The sequence below is a fragment of the Pseudomonas sp. MF09150 genome (assembly GCF_059862355.1).
Genome location: NZ_JCBCUS010000001.1, coordinates 1,641,853 through 1,654,132 on the forward strand (window position 1 = coordinate 1,641,853; position 12,280 = coordinate 1,654,132).

Below are 12,280 nucleotides of genomic sequence, written 5' to 3' on the forward strand. Positions count from 1 at the left end.
CATGCCTCTGACACGTAAAGCCTACCGGGCCGCCATCCTGCACAGCATTGCCGACCCCGCCGTGGTCGGTATCGAAGCCTCGTACGAGTACTTCGAAGACGGTCTGCTGGTGGTCGAAAACGGCCAGATCAGCGCCCTGGGCCACGCCAGCGAACTGCTCGCCAGCCTGCCTGCCGATATCGAAATCAACCACTATCAGGATGCCCTGATCACCCCGGGTTTTATCGACACCCATATCCACCTGCCGCAAACCGGCATGGTCGGTGCGTACGGCGAGCAACTGCTGGACTGGCTCAACACCTACACCTTCCCCTGCGAAAGCCAGTTCGCCGACCAGGCCCATGCCGATGAAGTGGCCGATATTTTCATCAAGGAACTGCTGCGCAACGGCACCACCACGGCCCTGGTGTTCGGCAGCGTGCACCCGCAGTCGGTGAATGCTTTCTTTGAGGCGGCGCACAAGCTCGACCTGCGGATGATCGGCGGCAAGGTGATGATGGACCGCAACGCCCCGGACTACCTGACCGACACCGCCGAATCCGGTTACCGGGAAAGCAAAACGCTGATCGAACGCTGGCACGGCAAGGGCCGCCTGCACTATGCGGTGACCCCACGCTTCGCCCCCACCAGCACCCCGGAACAACTGACCCTGGCCGGCCAGTTGCTGACCGAGTATCCCGACCTCTACATGCAGACCCACATCAGTGAAAACCTGCAGGAGATCGAGTGGGTCAAGGAGCTGTTTCCGGAGCGCAAGGGCTACCTGGACGTGTACGACCATTACCAGTTGCTCGGCGAGCGCTCGGTGTTCGCCCACGGCGTGCACCTGTGCGACGACGAATGCGCACGCCTGGCTGAAACCGGCTCGGCCGTGGCCTTTTGCCCGACCTCGAACTTCTTCCTCGGCAGCGGCCTGTTCAACCTGCCGATGGCGGAAAAACACAACCTCAACGTCGGCCTGGGCACCGACGTCGGTGGCGGCACCAGCTTCTCGCTTCTGCAAACCCTCAACGAAGCCTACAAGGTCATGCAACTGCAAGGCGCACGCCTGAGCCCCTTCAAGTCACTGTACCTGGCCACCCTCGGCGGCGCCCGGGCGTTGCGCCTGGAAGACCGGATCGGCACCTTGCAACCCGGCACCGATGCCGACTTCCTGGTGCTCGACTACCACGCCACACCACTGCTCAGCTATCGCCTGAAGCAGGCCAGGAGCATCGCCGAAACCCTGTTCGTGCTGATGACCCTGGGCGATGACCGCACCGTGTCCCAGACCTACGCCGCCGGCCAGTTGGTCCACCAGCGCTAGGGGCAAACGCAAAATCCCCCGTCCGGGATCAACCGGGCGGGGGATTTTTTTTCATGCCTGCTCAGAGGCACAGGGCGACCTGTGCGGGCAGTGGATCAGAAGGTCACTTCCAGGTTCAGGGTCGGGGTCGAGGTGCGGGTTCCGCGTCCGCCGTCGACACCAAACTTGTTGTGCCAATACTCGTAGCCCACCCCCAGGTAGAGGTTGGGCTTGACGTTTTTACCCGGCAACACCGCCACCATCAGCGCCGTGCGCACCAGGGTTTCCGGCGCGGTGTCGCGGTAGTTGTAATCGTGACCCTTCTCCCCGGTGTAATTGATGAAACCCTGGAACTTGGCGCCATGGCTACCCAGCTCGAACGGGCGCATCCAGGCCAGGTTCAGCAGGTAGGTGTCATCAAAGGTGTGATCCGGATCCTTGGCCCCGGGGATCCCGGAATGGTTGTTTTCCTTGTAGTACAACAGGCTCAGGTCAAGCACACCGACGGTGTTGAACTTCAGGGTCGGGCCGAACACCAGGGCGCGTTTTTTCGCCGAACCCAGGTTGTTGTTGCGGCTGGCGTCAAAACCCAGGGTCAGCGCGTAATCCTTGATCGCGCCAGTGCCCAATGGCGTATCGAAGACCCGTGAAGCGAAGAGCTGGTGCCGATAGACGCCGTAGACTTCGCTGCTGCCTTCGCGAGTGCCCTTGCGTGGGTCGTCATTGTCGGAAAGCAGAACGTCCAGGTGCAGGTAGTTGCTGCCGTACTGGTAGCCGCTGGCGTGGGTGAAGCTGTAGATGCGCTTGCTGATGTAGTGCGGGTTGTTGGGGTTGGTGAACTCTTTGCCGTAACGAAACCCGACGCTGTTGTTCATCCATTCCACAGCCACCGCTTCCCCGGCGCCAATGATGCTCATCAGCAGGGTTGCGCCTTGAAGTGCCTTTCTCATTTTTATTATGTCCTGTGCCTGATACAGGCCCGGCCGGCTGCCGGGCAGTGCATATCGAGCCCTGAACCACCAGGAAATAGAGGCGCGGCACCTTGGCCCCTGCCGCTACCGCCTGATCGGGACTCGACGCAAAAACTGTATACAAACAGTGACTAAATTGCACAAACAATTGATCACAACATTTCAAATAGTTTGCTGGCCGCGTTGAGAGCCGTGGCTGACCGTAATTAAAACAAGGCGTTGAACGCAGCCGTCGCTGCTGCAAAAACATGCACAGCGCTTTTCACCCGGCCAAAAAAATCCCCCGTCCCGGTGATCCCGGGCGGGGGATGTTTATCTCAGGTCAATCAGAGCTTGGCGGCAGCTCGACCCGGCTTTTTGGTTTGCAGCAGGTGCGAGAACACTGCGTGCAGGTCGTCCGAAGCGCTTTCTTCGTCGAGGTTGAGCTTGCTGTCGATGTGATCCATGTGATGCATCATCAGGTTCACCGCCAACTCGCCGTCACGGGCTTCGATGGCATCGATCAACTGGGTGTGCTCATCGTAGGAACAGTGGGAGCGGTTGCCACTTTCATACTGGGCGATGATCAGCGAAGTCTGGGACACCAGGCTACGTTGGAAGCTGATGAGCGGTGCATTTTTGGCCGCTTCCGCCAACTTCAAGTGGAACTCGCCGGAAAGACGAATACCGGCGCCGCGATCACCGCGCGAGAAGCTGTCACGCTCGTCGTTGACCATCTGCCGCAACTCGGCCAACTGCTCGGCCGTGGCATGCTCCACCGCCAACTCGGTAATCGCTCGCTCCACCAGGCGCCGTGCAAGAAACACCTGCCGCGCTTCCTCGACACTGGGGCTCGCCACCACCGCGCCACGGTTGGGGCGCAGCAGCACCACGCCTTCATGGGCCAGGCGCGATAAGGCGCGACGAATGATGGTCCGACTGACTCCGAAAATTTCCCCCAGCGCTTCTTCGCTCAACTTGGTACCGGGCGCCAGGCGCTGTTCGAGGATGGCCTCGAAGATATGTGCGTAGACAATATCGTCCTGGGTTCCGCTGCGACCGGCCTTGCCGGCTCGCGGTTGTTTCTTGAGGGGTTGCAACTGTTCGTTCATGGGCACTCGGGTCGGAAGGACTGCGGCGATTTGACGGTGACTGTAATACGGCACAGTGGGTCGCTGGCAAGTATCGCGTTAAAACAATGGCACATTGTACACAACCCATGGGGATCATTCGCAATAAGAGTTAAAAGCCGACCGCCAGGGCCTGACTGTACGGCTGTTTACGGTCGCGGCTGTATTGCAATGTCCGGTTACTTTTAAGTTTAGGCTTGAACTTCGGGTACCGGAACAGTGTTGTTGGTACTTCCGACACCCTGGCTGCAACGGCCCGTTGTCTGCTTCTGCTCTTATCAAGAACAAGGAATTGCACCCCCATGTCCGACGCCTCCACCGCGCCCTTGCGCCCGCTGGCCGACACTTCGCCTTCGGCCATCGTCGCCGGCTTCATCGCCATGATGACCGGCTATACCAGCTCCCTGGTGCTGATGTTCCAGGCCGGCCAGGCCGCCGGCCTGAGCAGCGGGCAGATTTCCTCGTGGATCTGGGCCATCTCCATCGGCATGGCGGTGTGCAGCATTGGCCTGTCGTTGCGCTATCGCACGCCCGTCACCATCGCCTGGTCGACCCCGGGTGCGGCGTTGCTGATCACCAGTTTGTCCGGGGTGACCTACGGCGAGGCCATCGGCGCCTACATCACCTGCGCGGTACTGGTGACCATTTGCGGACTGACCGGCAGCTTCGAGCGCCTGGTCAAGCGCATTCCGGCGTCCCTGGCGGCGGCGTTGCTGGCGGGGATCCTGTTCAAGATCGGCAGCGAAATCTTCGTCGCCGCCCAGCACCGGACCGGCCTGGTGCTGGGGATGTTCTTCACCTATCTGGTGGTCAAGCGCCTGTCGCCACGCTATGCCGTGCTCGCGGCGCTGCTGCTCGGCACCCTGCTCTCGGGCCTGATGGGCTTGCTGGACTTCAGCGGCTTCCACCTGGAAGTGGCAACCCCGGTCTGGACCACACCGCACTTCTCCCTGGCGGCGACCATCAGCATCGGCATCCCGCTGTTCGTGGTGGCCATGACCTCGCAGAACATGCCGGGCATCGCCGTCCTGCGCGCCGACGGCTACAACGTACCGGCCTCGCCGCTGATTACCGCCACTGGCATCGCCTCGTTGCTGCTGGCACCGTTCGGCTCCCACGGCATCAACCTGGCCGCCATCAGCGCGGCCATCTGCACCGGCCCCCACGCTCACGAAGACCGCAACAAACGCTACACCGCAGCGGTCTGGTGCGGGATCTTCTACGGCATCGCCGGGGTCTTCGGCGCCACCCTCGCGGCCTTGTTCGCCGCGCTGCCCAAGGAACTGGTGCTGTCGATTGCCGCCCTGGCGCTGTTCGGCTCGATCATCAACGGCCTGAGCATCGCCATGAGTGAAGTCAAGGAGCGCGAAGCGGCGCTGATCACCTTTATGGTCACCGCCTCGGGGCTGACGCTGTTCTCCATCGGTTCGGCTTTCTGGGGGATTGTCGCCGGGGTCCTGACCCTGGCGATCCTCAACTGGCGCAAGGCCTGAGGCACTGGCGCACGCGGCGGTCCAACCCAATCCGGGCCGCCATGACCTTGATCAACGCCCACGGCACATCCCGGGATACAGGCCCGAGGCATTGACAGGATCAGTGGGGAAATCGAGACGCCGCCCTGGGGCAGCAACGAGTCAGCGGCCCGGACGGGCCGCCGACTCATGACATCAGGCTACCGGATTGATTGGCTTTTCCGGGTACCAGACGTCCAACAGCGGGCTGACTTCAACGCTGGTCAGCTCGGTGCGGGCCTTGAGCCAGGCTTCAACCTTGGCGCGTTGCTCTTCGCTGACCGAACCGCGTTTGCTCAGGCAAACCAGGCCGAAGTCATCACCACCAACGTAGCCGAGGCCGTTGGCTTCCATCGCTTCTTTCAGGAAGGCTTCGAGGAAAGCGTCGATAGCCTCTTCACCCAGATCTTCTTTGAAATCCAGGTTCAGTTCGAAACCCAGCTCTTGAAATTCATCGACGCACAGTTTTTTGCGCAGACGCTGGGAACGGTTAGTAGCCATGGAACAATCCTCTTAAGTAATAACGGGCGGCACTTTAGCAGTTTAAGCAAGTGATTGCCTGACTCTATAGACGTGCGAGCAGGCCATTGGGAAAAAAATAGCGGATTAGCCGCCCGCCGCACGGCACAAGGCGCTATACCTTGGGGCATAATGCCGACACTTTCATGACCACCGAGGGAAGTTATCTTCATGCCCTCTTCTTTTTCCCCCTCGCCTGCAGGGTTTTATTTCAGATGATCAAATCTTTGCGTCCATTGCTTCTCGCCAGTTTTATCTTGCCCCTGGCCTTCACCGTCTCCGCAGCTCCCGTCAACACCACTCTGTCTCCCAAGGTTCAACAAGCCCTCAAAGCCAGCAAGCTGCAGGACAACGCCCTGTCGCTGGTGATGATCCCGCTCAACGGCCCCGGCACCCCGACTGTTTTCAACGCCGACGTCTCGGTCAACCCGGCCTCGACCATGAAGCTGGTCACCACCTACGCTGCGCTGGAAATGCTCGGCCCCAACCATCAGTGGAAGACCGAGTTCTACACCGATGGCACCCTCAGCGGCGGCATCCTCAACGGCAACCTGTACCTCAAGGGCGGTGGCGACCCGAAGCTGAACATGGAGAAACTCTGGCTGCTGATGCGTGACCTGCGAGCCAACGGCGTGCAGCAAGTCACCGGCGACCTGGTGCTGGACCGCAACTTCTTCGTGCAACCGCAACTGCCGGAATTCAATGACGACGGCAATGACGAAAACAAGCCGTTCCTGGTCAAGCCCGACTCGCTGATGGTCAACCTCAAGGCCCTGCGTTTTGTCGCACGCAACGACTCGGGCAGGGTGCTGGTGTCGGTTGAACCGCCGATCGCCAAGATCCGCATCGACAACCAGGTCAAAGCCGCGCCCGGCAAGCAATGCACCGGCGATGTGCGCTACAACCCGGTCGCCCAGGCGGACGGCAGCGTCACAGTCACCGTCAACGGCCAGTTGGGCGATGGCTGCAGCTCCCAGACCTACTTGTCGCTGCTCGACCATGCCACCTACACCGCCGGCGCCGTACGGGCGATCTGGCAGGAACTGGGTGGCAGCATCCAGGGCAAAGACCGCCTGGCTGCGGTGCCCAAAGACGCCAAGGTCCTGGCCCGGGCCTTCTCCCCGGACCTGGCGGAGATCATCCGCGACATCAATAAATACAGTAACAACACCATGGCCCAGCAGCTGTTCCTGAGCCTGGGCGCGCAATACCGCAACGACGCCGATGGCGACGATGCCAAGGCCGCGCAGCGCGTGGTGCGCCAGTGGCTGGCGAAGAAAGGCATCACCGCGCCGCACCTGGTGATGGAAAACGGCTCCGGCCTGTCTCGCGCCGAGCGGGTCAGCGCACGGGAAATGGCCGGCCTGCTGCAAGCCGCCTGGAGAAGCCCGTACGCCGCCGAGTTCATCAGTTCGATGCCGATTGCCGGCATGGACGGCACCATGCGCAAGCGCCTGAAACGCACCGCCATGTCCGGCGAAGCGCACATCAAGACCGGCACCCTGAACACCGTGCGCGCCATCGCCGGCTACAGCCGTGACAGCAACGGCAATACCTGGGCGGTGGTGGCGATTCTCAACGATCCGAAACCTTTCGGCGCCTCGTCGGTGCTGGACCAGGTGCTGCTGGACCTGTATCGCCAGCCAAAACTGGCCACTGCCGCTTCGGACCTGTAAGCCGCTGCACCTGATGGGCCGAGGCCAGCACTCAGCCCATCAGGTTCAGGGTATCTCGCGCTCGACCCTGTCGCGCCCGGCCTGCTTGGCCGCGTACACCCCCGCGTCGGCACGCAGCAACAACGCATCGGCGCCCTCGCCTTCACGCCAGCTGGCAATGCCAAAACTGGCGGTAACCACACCCACGCTGTCGATCGGCGAGCTGCGCAGGCTCTGCCATAACTCCTGAGCCAGGGCATATGCCTTGCCCCCATCGGTGCCGGGGCACAGCACCATGAACTCTTCGCCACCCAGGCGGCAGAACACGTCACTGCGCCGCAGGCGATAGCGAATGCGCTCGCAGACGCACTTGAGTACCCGGTCACCGGCCCCGTGCCCAAATTGATCGTTGATGCGCTTGAAGTGGTCGATATCCAGCATGATCACCGCCAGATCGCCTGCCCCCCGGGTGACCCGTTCCATTTCGGCCTGCAGGCGCTCGTGAAAGTACCGGCGATTGTGGATACCAGTCAGCGAGTCGGTGACCGACAGCGCCCGCAGCTCCTCCTCCACGCGTTTGAGATCGGAAATGTCCGAGATGTAGCCGTGCCATACCACGCCCCCGCCGGGCAGGTTCTCCGGGGTCGCCGCGCCGCGCACCCAGCGCAGGCCGCGCCGGGGCAGGAGCACGCGGTATTCCTCCTGCCAGGGGCTGAGGTCCGTGGCCGAGGCCCGGATCGAGGCCCGCACCCGCGCCAGATCCTCGGGGTGGATCCGATCGAACACCACGGCTGCATCCTGCTGCAGCAAATGGGGCTCGATCTCGTAGATCTCACGGATACCGTCACTGGCGTAGCTGAAGCTGGCGTGCCCCGCGACTTCCATCTTGAACTGGTAGATCCCGCCCGGGACGTGGGCCGTGAGCTTTTTCAGCAACTGATCGCGGGCGGCCAGTGCCTCGTGGACCCGCTTGCGTTCAGTGATATCAATACAGATCGCCAGGTGACCGACCCACAGGCCATGCTCATCGAGCACCGGGGTGGCGAGCATGTTCACCGCCAGCTGGCTACCGTCACGCCGCACCAGCGTCCACTCGCGGGCGGCGTGGATACCCTCCTCCTCGGCACCGGCCAGCATCGCCTGAGCCAGCGAGATGTGCTTGCCGTAATGCCGGCTGAACTGGCGCGCGCGGTCTGCAAGCTCCGTGGGAAGGTGCAGGCTTTCCAGGGTCAGCTTGCCCAGCACCTCGGCGCTGTTGTAACCGAGCATCTGTTCGGCGCCGGCATTGAAGGTGCTGATGGTGCCATGCAGATCGGTAGCAATGATCGCCACCTGGGTCGCCGCATCCAGCACGCTGCGCAATTGGCCGTGGGTGCCACGCAACTCACGCTCCCGGGTGCGCAGCTCCTCGGTGCGCTGCTCGACCAGGTGCAACGCACGCTGGCGCTGGCTGACCAGCACATAGAGCAAGGCACTGAGCAGGATACTGAGCAACCCGCCAAGGACCATCAGGCTGCCCGCCGATGAATGATTGGCCAGGAGAAACGCCGCACTGGGCCGGATATCCACCTGGTAATAGTGATCAGCCAGGCGCAGCAGCCGGGTTGCCAGGAGCGAGCTGTCGGCAGGGGCATTGCTCGACTCGTACAGGACCTCATGCCGGCCCTCGGTGGACAGGTCGAGTATCCGCACGGCCAGGTTGTCACTGGCAGGCTGCGGCAAGCCGTCGGCCACCAATTGCCGCATGCTGATGATCGCCAGGACGTAGCCGTAAGGCTCGGTGGTTGGCCTGCCACTGGTGGAAAGCCGGTTGACCGGCGCTACCAGCAATATGCCGTTGGCGTAGGCCGGATCGACGCTGACCAGGTGCAAGGGTTGGGACACCGCCATCCCGCCCTGGCTCCGGGCACGCTCCAGGGTGGCGCGACGCAGAGGCTGGGCCAGCAGGTCATAGCCCAAGGGCGAGCCAAGCCAGCTTTGGGTCTGGCTGTAGAGCACCGGCACATATTCATCGCGATCGGCCGCAGGCTCCAGCTCGCCGGCGGCGTTCAACTGGCGAATTGAAAAATCGCTGATGCCCTGCTCGCGCACACTGCGCTCCAGCAACGGACGCTCGGCACGACTGACCCTGGGAGCCCAGGCATAGGCTTGAGTGCGGAGCAACAACGGCGCGGCGTAGCCATCGAAGTCCTGACGGGTGACCGCGTCGGAATTGGAGAAGAAGCGCCGCAGTCCTTCGAGCCGCTGCTCCTGATCCTGAAAGCGCTCTTCAATCCGGCTGAAGCGCTCCCCAGCCAGCAAGTGGAAGCGCTGGCGCAACTGTTGCTGGTACAGGTTGAGCGTCGACCAGGCCAATAATCCGGTCAATACACTTCCCGCCAGCAACGCCACGCCCGCGACCAGCCAGGCCGAAACGTCTTCGCTGATGAAACCGAGAATTCTGGGGCGTACCACGCGTAACCGCATAAGCAGACTCACAACGCCGGAGGGGGCTTGGGGACCAAGCTGGCTGCGAGTCACTTATAGCTATTGGCCATTAATTTGACCAGCGCAAAAATAGCCAAGAGCCTTGAATATCAAGGCTCCGTGCATTCAAGTGCCGATCAGCGCGCGGTGATTTTCCAGGCGCGGTGGATCTTGCCGTTGCGAGCGAAGTCCGGATCGATGGTCTTGGCGCTGATTTCCTCGACCGCATAGCGCGATTCAAGGTGTTCATCGAGCTGGAACTTGCGGAAGTTGTTGGAGAAATACAGCACGCCACCCGGTGCCAGGCGGGCCATGGCCAGGTCGAGCAACTGCACGTGATCGCGCTGTACGTCGAACACCCCTTCCATGCGCTTGGAGTTGGAGAAGGTCGGCGGATCAATGAAGATCAGGTCGAACTCATCGCGGCAGGCGTCCAGCCAGGTCATCACGTCGCCCTGCTCGAGGCGGTTCTTGTCGGAGAAACCGTTGAGCGAGAAGTTGCGACGCGCCCAGTCCAGGTAAGTCTTGGACAGGTCGACGCTGGTAGTGCTGCGCGCCCCACCCTTGGCCGCATGCACACTGGCCGTCGCGGTGTAGCAATACAGGTTGAGGAAGCGCTTGCCGGCAGCCTCTTTCTGAATCCGCATGCGCATCGGCCGGTGATCGAGGAACAACCCGGTGTCGAGGTAATCGGTCAGGTTGACCAGCAGCTTGACTCCACCCTCGGTGACTTCGGTGAACTTGCCCTGGGTGCTCTGGCGCTCGTACTGCTTGGTGCCGCTCTGGCGCTCGCGACGCTTGATCACTACCCGGCTCTTGTCGACGTTCAACGCCTGGGGGATGGCGGCCAAAGCGTCGAACAGACGGGCCTGGGCCTTCTCCGGGTCGATGGATTTCGGCGCGGCGTATTCCTGAACGTGGACCCAGTCGTGATACAGGTCGATGGCCAGGGAGTACTCCGGCATGTCCGCATCGTAGACCCGGTAGCACTCGATGCCCTCACGTTTGGCCCATTTGCCCAGCAGTTTGAGGTTCTTTTGCAGGCGATTGGCGAACATCTGCCCGCCTTCGCTCAAGCGCGCCTGCTCGACCACTGGGGCCGGCGCCGGTACGGGCTTGATCGGGTTGCCATTCTTGTTGTACTGGCGCTCTTGCGGCTCAAGCGGGGCCTTGTCGGCCTCGGCCTGCTCACGTTCGGCCAGGCGCTGCTCCGGGGTACGGCGCTCACCCGTGACGAACTGGTCCGGCAGGACCTTGATCAACAGCAGCTTGCACGGCAAGGCGCCGTTCCAGAACGAGTACTGTTTGTGGCTGCGAATGCCCATGCGCTTGCCCAGATCCGGGGCACCGGTAAACACCGCCGCCTCCCAGTTCAGGCAGGCCTGGCGCAGACGCTCGCCGAGGTTCTGGTAGAGGTACAACAGGCTGGCTTCGTCACCCAGGCGCTCGCCGTAGGGAGGGTTGCAGATCACCAGGCCTTTCTGATTCTGGTCCGGGCGCGGCTCGAAGGTGGCCACCTCGCCCTGGTAGATTTTGATCCACTCGCTCAAGCCGGCGCGCTCGACGTTATTGCGCCCGGGCTGGATCAGTCGTGGGTCGGCCTCGTAACCGCGGATCCACAACGGCGGCTTGGCCAGGCCGGCCTGGGCCCGAGCCTGGGCTTCGTCATGCAGCTTGCGCCACAGCGCCGGGACGTGGCCCAGCCAGGCGGTGAAGCCCCACAGCTCGCGCTTCAGGTTGGGGGCAATGTCGGCAGCGATCATCGCCGCTTCCACCAGGAAGGTACCCACGCCGCACATCGGGTCAGCCAGCGCCCCGCCATCGGCGGCAATGCGTGGCCAGCCGGCACGGATCAGGATCGCGGCGGCCAGGTTTTCCTTCAGCGGCGCAGCGCCTTGCTGCAGACGATAACCGCGCTGGTGCAGGCTGTGGCCGGAGAGGTCGAGGGAAAGGATCGCTTCGCCACGGTCCAGGCGCAGGTGAATGCGCAGGTCCGGGTTCAGCTTGTCGATCGAAGGACGCTCGCCGGTCGGGGTGCGCAGCTTGTCGACGATGGCGTCCTTGACCTTCAGGGCGCCGAAGTGGGTGTTGTCGATGCCCGAACCGTGGCCACTGAACTCCACCGCCAGGGTGCCGTCAGCGAGCATGTGGTCTTGCCAGTCGATATCCAGCACACCGTGGTAGAGGTCTTCGGCGTCCTTCATCGGGAAGCGCTTGAGCACCAGCAACACCCGGTTGGCCAGGCGCGACCATAGACACAGCCGATAAGCGGTCTCCATGTCGGCCATGCCGCGCACGGCAGAGGTGTGCTCGCGCGCTTCCTCAAGGCCAAGCCCGACGGCTTCCTCGATCAGCAGGCCTTCGAGGCCTTTAGGGCAAGTGAGGAAGAGTTCGTAACGATCCGACATGGGAGTTCCAGGGCCTTTGGCATAAGTGAACGGACAACGCATTGTCCGCCCGGTTTTCAATCAAGCGCTTTTCTTGAAGAGCGCTCGCGTGGCACGAAAGTGTGCCGTCCCACCCCTGCCGACCAGCTCACCACAAGGGTAGAAAAAGCTTAGATGGCAGAGGCAGATAAAAAGTCGAGCAACAAAATGTCATAAGTCGACCCTTCGTCGAATAATACCCGACTGCAACAGGTCGACATTCTTACTAAAGCATTAACACCGTCATCTAACCAAAGGCTCATCACAGCAGGCTTTGCCCAATAAAAACGGTTCGCATCCAGCCGTTCTTATGGCCTTACCCGCATTATCGTTACGTC

General features: G+C 62.0%; 8 protein-coding genes. 3 read left to right on the forward strand and 5 right to left on the reverse strand.

All coding sequences use genetic code 11. The features are described from left to right. Position 1: 1 nt before the first annotated feature. On the forward strand, positions 2-1,306 hold the full coding sequence (gene guaD / locus AC19YX_RS07345) for a guanine deaminase (RefSeq protein ID WP_421547535.1): 1,305 nt from the start codon (positions 2-4) through the stop codon (positions 1,304-1,306). Between the two features lie 95 nt (positions 1,307-1,401). Here the strand turns inward: guaD and AC19YX_RS07350 are convergent, their stop codons facing one another. Together AC19YX_RS07350 and AC19YX_RS07355 are read right to left on the reverse strand one after the other, a co-directional pair. Next, positions 1,402-2,235, reverse strand: coding sequence for a nucleoside-binding protein (locus tag AC19YX_RS07350; RefSeq protein WP_078471160.1), 834 nt, complete (start codon positions 2,233-2,235; stop codon positions 1,402-1,404). A gap of 347 nt (positions 2,236-2,582) precedes the next feature. Further along, complete coding sequence (locus AC19YX_RS07355; protein ID WP_020300370.1) at positions 2,583-3,347, reverse strand: GntR family transcriptional regulator; 765 nt, start codon at positions 3,345-3,347, stop codon at positions 2,583-2,585. Between the two features lie 320 nt (positions 3,348-3,667). Here AC19YX_RS07355 and AC19YX_RS07360 point away from each other — a divergent pair, with 320 nt between their 5' ends. Continuing rightward, positions 3,668-4,858 carry a benzoate/H(+) symporter BenE family transporter gene (locus AC19YX_RS07360; RefSeq protein WP_078471159.1) on the forward strand — a complete coding sequence of 397 codons (1,191 nt, stop codon included), beginning with the start codon at positions 3,668-3,670 and terminating at the stop codon, positions 4,856-4,858. 174 nt (positions 4,859-5,032) lie between these two features. On the opposite strand, the gene AC19YX_RS07365 is transcribed toward AC19YX_RS07360, so the two are convergent. Next, a complete protein-coding gene (locus AC19YX_RS07365; RefSeq protein WP_020300368.1) occupies positions 5,033-5,377 on the reverse strand; it encodes a YggL family protein in 345 nt (114 codons plus the stop codon). 233 nt (positions 5,378-5,610) lie between these two features. Between AC19YX_RS07365 and dacB the strand changes: the two genes are divergently transcribed. After that, positions 5,611-7,071: a D-alanyl-D-alanine carboxypeptidase/D-alanyl-D-alanine endopeptidase gene (gene dacB, locus AC19YX_RS07370; protein ID WP_078471158.1), complete on the forward strand. Its 1,461-nt coding sequence runs from the start codon at positions 5,611-5,613 to the stop codon at positions 7,069-7,071. Positions 7,072-7,116: 45 nt separating this feature from the next. Here dacB and AC19YX_RS07375 read toward each other — a convergent pair whose 3' ends face one another. Together AC19YX_RS07375 and rlmKL are read right to left on the reverse strand one after the other, a co-directional pair. Beyond that, complete coding sequence (locus tag AC19YX_RS07375) at positions 7,117-9,516, reverse strand: sensor domain-containing diguanylate cyclase (protein ID WP_500605995.1); 2,400 nt, start codon at positions 9,514-9,516, stop codon at positions 7,117-7,119. A gap of 137 nt (positions 9,517-9,653) precedes the next feature. Next, a complete protein-coding gene (gene rlmKL / locus AC19YX_RS07380; RefSeq protein ID WP_078471156.1) occupies positions 9,654-11,924 on the reverse strand; it encodes a bifunctional 23S rRNA (guanine(2069)-N(7))-methyltransferase RlmK/23S rRNA (guanine(2445)-N(2))-methyltransferase RlmL in 2,271 nt (756 codons plus the stop codon). Positions 11,925-12,280 lie beyond the last annotated feature (356 nt).